The 6,079-nt window shown below is 48.1% G+C and carries 6 protein-coding genes; all 6 read left to right on the top strand.

Annotation, left to right across the window (positions count from 1 at the left end; all coding sequences use genetic code 11):
* Nucleotides 1–1,252 (top strand): DNA gyrase C-terminal beta-propeller domain-containing protein (locus B2X00_RS10940; RefSeq protein WP_290487583.1); only part of this gene is annotated, 1,252 nt, incomplete at its 5' end.
* The gene (serC, locus tag B2X00_RS10935) at nucleotides 1,245–2,330 is read left to right on the top strand and encodes a 3-phosphoserine/phosphohydroxythreonine transaminase (protein ID WP_290487582.1); all 1,086 of its coding nucleotides are present in this window, start codon (nucleotides 1,245–1,247) and stop codon (nucleotides 2,328–2,330) included. The genes B2X00_RS10940 and serC, both read left to right, overlap by 8 nt.
* A gap of 40 nt (nucleotides 2,331–2,370) precedes the next feature.
* Nucleotides 2,371–3,474, top strand: coding sequence for a histidinol-phosphate transaminase (gene hisC, locus B2X00_RS10930; RefSeq protein ID WP_290487581.1), 1,104 nt, complete (start codon nucleotides 2,371–2,373; stop codon nucleotides 3,472–3,474).
* Complete coding sequence (gene aroA, locus B2X00_RS10925) at nucleotides 3,464–4,789, top strand: 3-phosphoshikimate 1-carboxyvinyltransferase (RefSeq protein WP_414653753.1); 1,326 nt, start codon at nucleotides 3,464–3,466, stop codon at nucleotides 4,787–4,789. The genes hisC and aroA overlap by 11 nt, the downstream gene beginning before the upstream one ends.
* A 118-nt stretch (nucleotides 4,790–4,907) precedes the next feature.
* Nucleotides 4,908–5,600 carry a (d)CMP kinase gene (gene cmk, locus B2X00_RS10920; RefSeq protein WP_290487580.1) on the top strand — a complete coding sequence of 231 codons (693 nt, stop codon included), beginning with the start codon at nucleotides 4,908–4,910 and terminating at the stop codon, nucleotides 5,598–5,600.
* Between the two features lie 117 nt (nucleotides 5,601–5,717).
* On the top strand, nucleotides 5,718–6,079 hold a 362-nt coding region (locus B2X00_RS10915), incomplete at its 3' end, for a S1 RNA-binding domain-containing protein (RefSeq protein WP_290487579.1).

The raw sequence follows: 6,079 nt of genomic DNA, 5'->3' as shown, positions 1-6,079 counted from the left end.
GCATAAGCTGACCGGCTTAGAGCACGAGAAGATCCTAGACGAATATAAAGGTCTGTTGAAACAGATCGAAGAACTCCTGCATATCTTGCGCTCAACTGAACGTTTGATGGAAGTGATTCGCGAAGAGTTGGTTGAAATTCGTGACAACTTCGGTGATGCACGTAAAACGGAAATCACCGCGGCTGCGCACGATATCAGCATGGAAGACTTGATCAACGAAGAAGACGTTGTGGTAACGCTGTCTCACGAAGGCTATGTGAAGTATCAGCCATTAACTGAGTACGAAGCACAACGCCGCGGTGGTAAAGGTAAAGCAGCCACGAAGATGAAAGACGACGACTTCGTTGAACGCCTGTGGGTTGCCAATACGCACGACACCATCTTATGTTTCTCGACCCGTGGTCGCATTTATTGGATGAAGGTCTACCAGTTGCCGTTGGCGAGTCGCGCTTCGCGCGGTAAGCCTATTGTCAACCTATTACCGCTTGAATCGGATGAGCGTATTACGGCGATTCTACCAACCCGTGATTATCCAGAAGATAAGTTCGTCATCATGGCGACTAAGCACGGCACGGTGAAGAAAACACCATTACCTGAATATTCACGCCCACGTAACGGCGGTATTATTGCGCTCAACCTGAATGAAGGTGACGAATTAATCGGTGTTGATATCACCGATGGTGAGCAAGAGATTATGCTTTTCTCAGACGGCGGTAAAGTCGTTCGCTTTAGAGAAGACCAAGTACGTTCAATGGGGCGTACGGCTACCGGTGTGCGCGGTATCCGTCTCGAAGAAGGTCAGAAAGTCGTCAGCCTTATCGTTCCGGGCACTTACGAAGATGAACAACAAGCGGCGATTCTGACGGTCACAGAAAACGGCTTTGGTAAACGCACCTTGGTTGAGGAATATCCGACTAAGAGCCGCGCTACTAAGGGTGTCGTGTCAATAAAAGTCAGCGAACGTAATGGTGCTGTCGTCGGCGCGATGGAAGTCGTGGATGGCAACGAAATCATGCTCATCAGTAACAAAGGCACGCTGGTTCGTACGCGCGTTAATGAAGTTTCTATGGTGGGTCGTAACACCCAAGGCGTACGTTTAATCCGTACTGGTGACGACGAACAAGTGGTTGGTTTACAACGCATTGATGAAGTCGACGAGGACGAACTTGAAGACGTTGTCGTTGAGGGTGAAGTAAGCGAAGCAACATCCGAGCAACAGCCGTCTGATAAACCTGAGGCAAACGATGAGTAAGATTTTCAACTTTTCTGCCGGGCCGGCGATGTTGCCGGCCGAGGTGATGCTACAAGCACAGGAAGAGTTCTTACAATGGAATGATACAGGTGTCTCGGTGATGGAGTTTTCACACCGCGATCCTGCTTACGTAAAAATGGCACAAGAAGCGGAGCAAGACTTGCGAGAGTTGCTTAATGTGCCGGACGACTATCATGTACTGTTTTTGCAAGGCGGTGGTCGCGGTCAGTTCTCCGCAGTGCCCCAAAATATTGCCGCCAAAACCGACACTGTCGATTATCTTGATTGTGGCACCTGGTCGGGTTATGCCATTCGAGAAGCGCAGAAGTACGTAAGCCAAGTTAATGTGGTGGGCGCTGCACAGCAAACAGAGCAGGGCAAACGGATCCAGCCCGCCGGTGAATGGCAACTAAGTGACAATGCGCGTTACTTCCACTACTGCCCGAATGAGACAGTCGATGGCATTGCGATTCATGATATTCCTGATGTGCAGGCGCCTATTGTTGCTGACATGTCTTCTAATATCTTGTCAGCACCACTCGATGTCAGTCGTTTTGGGGTTATTTATGCAGGCGCTCAAAAAAACATTGGTCCTTCAGGTTTTGCTATCGCGATTGTTAAAAAGTCACTTTTAGGTCAACCACAACCTGAAGTGAGTTCGATTATGGACTATCAGCTACAGGCCAAAGACAACTCAATGTACAACACGCCCAACACCTTTGCATGGTACCTCTCTGGGCTCGTGTTTAAGTGGCTTAAAAGACAAGGCGGTCTTGCGGGTATTGGCGAGCTTAATCAACGCAAAGCGAGTGCTTTGTATGACTATGTTGACGCGTCTGACTTCTATCGAAATGAAGTTCACCCTGACTATCGTTCTATTATGAATGTACCCTTTCAGTTAGCTGACGATGAGCTCGATAAACACTTTTTAGAGCAAGCTCATCAGGCCGGTTTAGTGGGCCTCAAAGGTCACCGGTTTGTCGGTGGCATGCGCGCGAGTCTATATAATGCCATGCCTTATGAAGGCGTTGAGGCGTTGGTCGACTTTATGCGCGAGTTTGAGCGTACCCACGGCTAAATCTGCTGATAAAAATAAAAGAACAAAAGAAGGAATGAGCATGGCAAAGTTTGATGCAACCCAGATGGCGAATCCCGGTGTTAGGGAATTACAACCCTATCAAGCGGGTAAACCGATGGATGAACTGCAGCGCGAATTGGGCTTAGATAAAGTCGTTAAGTTGGCTTCAAATGAGAACCCATTGGGGATCAGTGCACGTGTTAAACAAGCCCTGCAGGGTGAAATCGATGATTTAATTCGCTATCCGGACGCTAATGGCTTTTATCTCAAAAGCAAAATTGCTGACAAGTTCTCGGTTGCGACAAATCAAGTGACCTTAGGTAATGGCTCAAATGACGTACTCGAGCTATTAGCGCGTACCTTTGTCAGTGATCAACACGAAGTCATTTTTTCTCAGCATGCGTTTGTTGTTTATCCATTGGTGACTAAAGCGATTGGAGCTACGCCTGTCGCGGTTCCTGCAAAGGATTATGGGCATGACCTTGAGGGTATGCTGGCGGCGATAACGCCCAAAACCAAAATGATATTCGTCGCAAACCCAAATAACCCGACAGGGACATTCTTGCCGACAGATGCACTGTATGACTTTATCAAACAAGTGCCGGATAACGTTATGGTCGTGCTTGATGAAGCCTATTACGAATATATTCCGAACGACGAACGTGCGCCATCCATCGAGTGGTTAGCCGAATTCGAGAATTTAGTGGTGACACGTACTTTTTCAAAAGCCTATGGTTTAGCCGGTTTACGTGCAGGCTTCTCGGTCAGCTCGGCAGCGATTGCAGACTTGATGAACCGCATCCGCCAACCGTTTAATGTCAATGCACTTTCGTTGAAAGCCGCTGAAGTGGCATTAGACGATGATGATTATCTCGCTGAAGCGGTGCGCGTTAATGCTCTGGGGATGCAGCAGTTGATTCGCTTTTGCGAGCAACACAACTTCAATTATATTCCTTCGTATGGCAACTTCCTTACCATTGAAGTGGGACCGGACGCTGATGATATTTATCAAAAGTTATTGCATGAAGGCGTGATTGTACGTCCAGTCGCAGGCTACCAATTACCTAACCACTTGCGTGTAAGTATCGGTCTGCCAGAAGAGAACCAAGCGTTCATTGAAGCAATGGAGCGCATTGTTAAATAAAGGTATTACGTTGTTGAATTTACCTGATCCGCTACACCTTGCACCGCGTTCAGTGTGTAGCGGCACGGTTACGTTGCCGGGCTCGAAGAGCATCTCAAACCGTGCACTGCTCATGGCAGCATTGTGTGGCCAACCTGTGACCTTGAAGAACGTCCTCGAAAGTGATGATACGGCGCGTATGATCGAAGCCTTAACGACACTCGGCGTATCGGTTAGGCGCAGCGAATCGGATCCCTCCGAATACCAAGTCGAAGGCTGTGGTGGTCGTTGGCAACCCACTCAGAACGAGCTTTATCTTGGCAATGCAGGCACCGCCGTCCGTCCTCTTGTCGCTGTGCTTGCGGCCTCATTGAGCAACACGCAAGTAATGCGGCTTGATGGCAATGCGCGCATGCGCGAGCGCCCCATCGCGGCGTTGATTGACAGCTTAACCGCGGCCGGTGCAAACATTCAGTGTCACGCAGAAGCAGGTTTCTTACCGTTGACGATAGAGAGTGGTTTTAAAGGCGGAGAGGTGACTATTGATGGTAGCGCGTCGAGTCAATATATCTCGGCGTTGTTGATGGCTTTACCGTTGCTTTCCGAAGACAGCGAACTGTTATTGATAAACGAGGTTATTTCGGGTCCTTATATTGAACTAACCTTAGCGATGTTGCGTGATTTTGGCATTCAAATAGATAAACACAGTGACCGTCATTACAAAATTCCTGGGCGACAGTGCTATCGTTCGCCAGGCAATTATTTCGTTGAAGGTGATGCAAGCGGAGCGAGCTATTGGATAGGTGCCGCAGCAATTAGTGGTGGGCCAATCACGATTTATGGCGTTGGTAAACAGTCAATTCAGGGCGACGTGCGTTTTGCCGAGTTGGCTCAGCAAATGGGCGCGGAGGTCGAAATGCTGGATAACGCAATTCGTGTATCCCGACGCGTTAAATTGAGTGCGATCGATGTCGATTGTAATGATGTGCCCGACGCTGCAATGACGCTTGCTCCCATGGCGCTCTTTGCTGAAGGCACGACAGTGATTCGTAACGTCGCGAGTTGGCGCGTCAAGGAAACCGATCGATTAGCAGCGATGGCCACTGAACTGCGTAAAATCGGTGCTCAGGTTGAAGAGGGCGAAGACTATTTATCTGTGATGGCACCTCAGCGTTGGCAGCACGCTACGCTGGACACCTACGATGACCATCGCATGGCGATGTGTAGTGCCTTGATTGCATTTTCACCAGTGGGTGTCAGCATCAATGATCCTCAGTGTTGCTCAAAGACATATCCTCAGTTTTTTGATGAATTTTCACGGCTTTGTCACGATTAAAATATAGTCTCATATCAAACTTTGATGTAAACAGCGCGTGACAAAAGATGCAAAATTTTCACAAATGAGTATAATTGCGCGCTTAAATCTGCAAAGAGCAGGGCAAATAGAGGAATTTATGGCGACTCGCGTACCCGTAATTACAATCGATGGGCCAAGTGGCTCAGGCAAAGGCACAGTGAGCCGTTTGTTGGCCGAGAAGTTAGGCTGGCATCTTCTTGATAGTGGCGCAATTTATCGTGTACTGGCGTTAGCCGCTATTCATCATGATTTTGAGCCTGATGAAGAAGAGAAACTTGTCACGTTAGCTTCACACTTGGATGTGAAGTTTGAAGCCGAAGAAGACAAGGGACTCACTCATATCATCTTAGAGGGTGAGGACGTTACCTTAACGATTCGCACTGAGAGTGTGGGCAACATGGCGTCGAAAATCGCCGCTCTACCAAGGGTTAGAGAGGCGTTGTTGCGGCGTCAGCGTGGCTTTAAAGAGTTACCCGGATTGATTGCAGATGGTCGAGATATGGGCACTGTAGTGTTCACCGATGCCGATGCAAAAGTATTCTTAACTGCCTCAGCTGAGGAACGCGCACAACGTCGCTTCCTACAATTGAAGGAAAAGGGTTTTGATGCTAATATTGACCAATTAATAACCGAAATCAAAGAGCGCGATGATCGCGACACCAATCGTGCTGTCGCACCGCTTAAACCGGCTGAAGATGCCTTGTATATCGATTCAAGTGACAAAAGCATAGAAGAAGTCGTGGATTCGGTTATGGAGTTTGCTCACAGCAAACTGTCACAAACTAGCTAGCTGGTCATTAAGACGAGCTATTTAGGGACCTGCTGTAAGGATACGTGCAGGTGATTTTAATAACCCCGCTGAACAGGATGTCCAGTGGATGTCATCTAAAAAGTGAAGTTAATACATATGTCAGAAAATTTTGCACAGCTGTTTGAAGAGAGCCTGAAAGAAGTCGAAACTCGTCCGGGTTCTATCGTTAAAGGTACTGTCGTTGCGATCGAAAAAGATCTTGTTTTAGTCGACGCAGGCCTGAAATCTGAAAGTGCTATCCCTGCCGAACAATTCCGTAATGCTGACGGCGAACTTGAAATCACCGTAGGTGACGAGATCGACGTAGCGTTGGACGCGGTTGAAGACGGTTTCGGTGAAACAATTCTTTCACGCGAAAAAGCTAAGCGCTATGAAGCTTGGCTGCAGCTGGAAAAAGCATACGAAGATAACGCAACTGTTACTGGTATCATTTCTGGTAAAGTTAAAGGTGGTTTCAC

It is taken from the genome of Idiomarina sp. UBA3162, from assembly GCF_002364475.1.
GTDB lineage: Bacteria > Pseudomonadota > Gammaproteobacteria > Enterobacterales > Alteromonadaceae > Idiomarina.
This window is presented reverse-complemented; position numbering and strand designations above follow the sequence as displayed.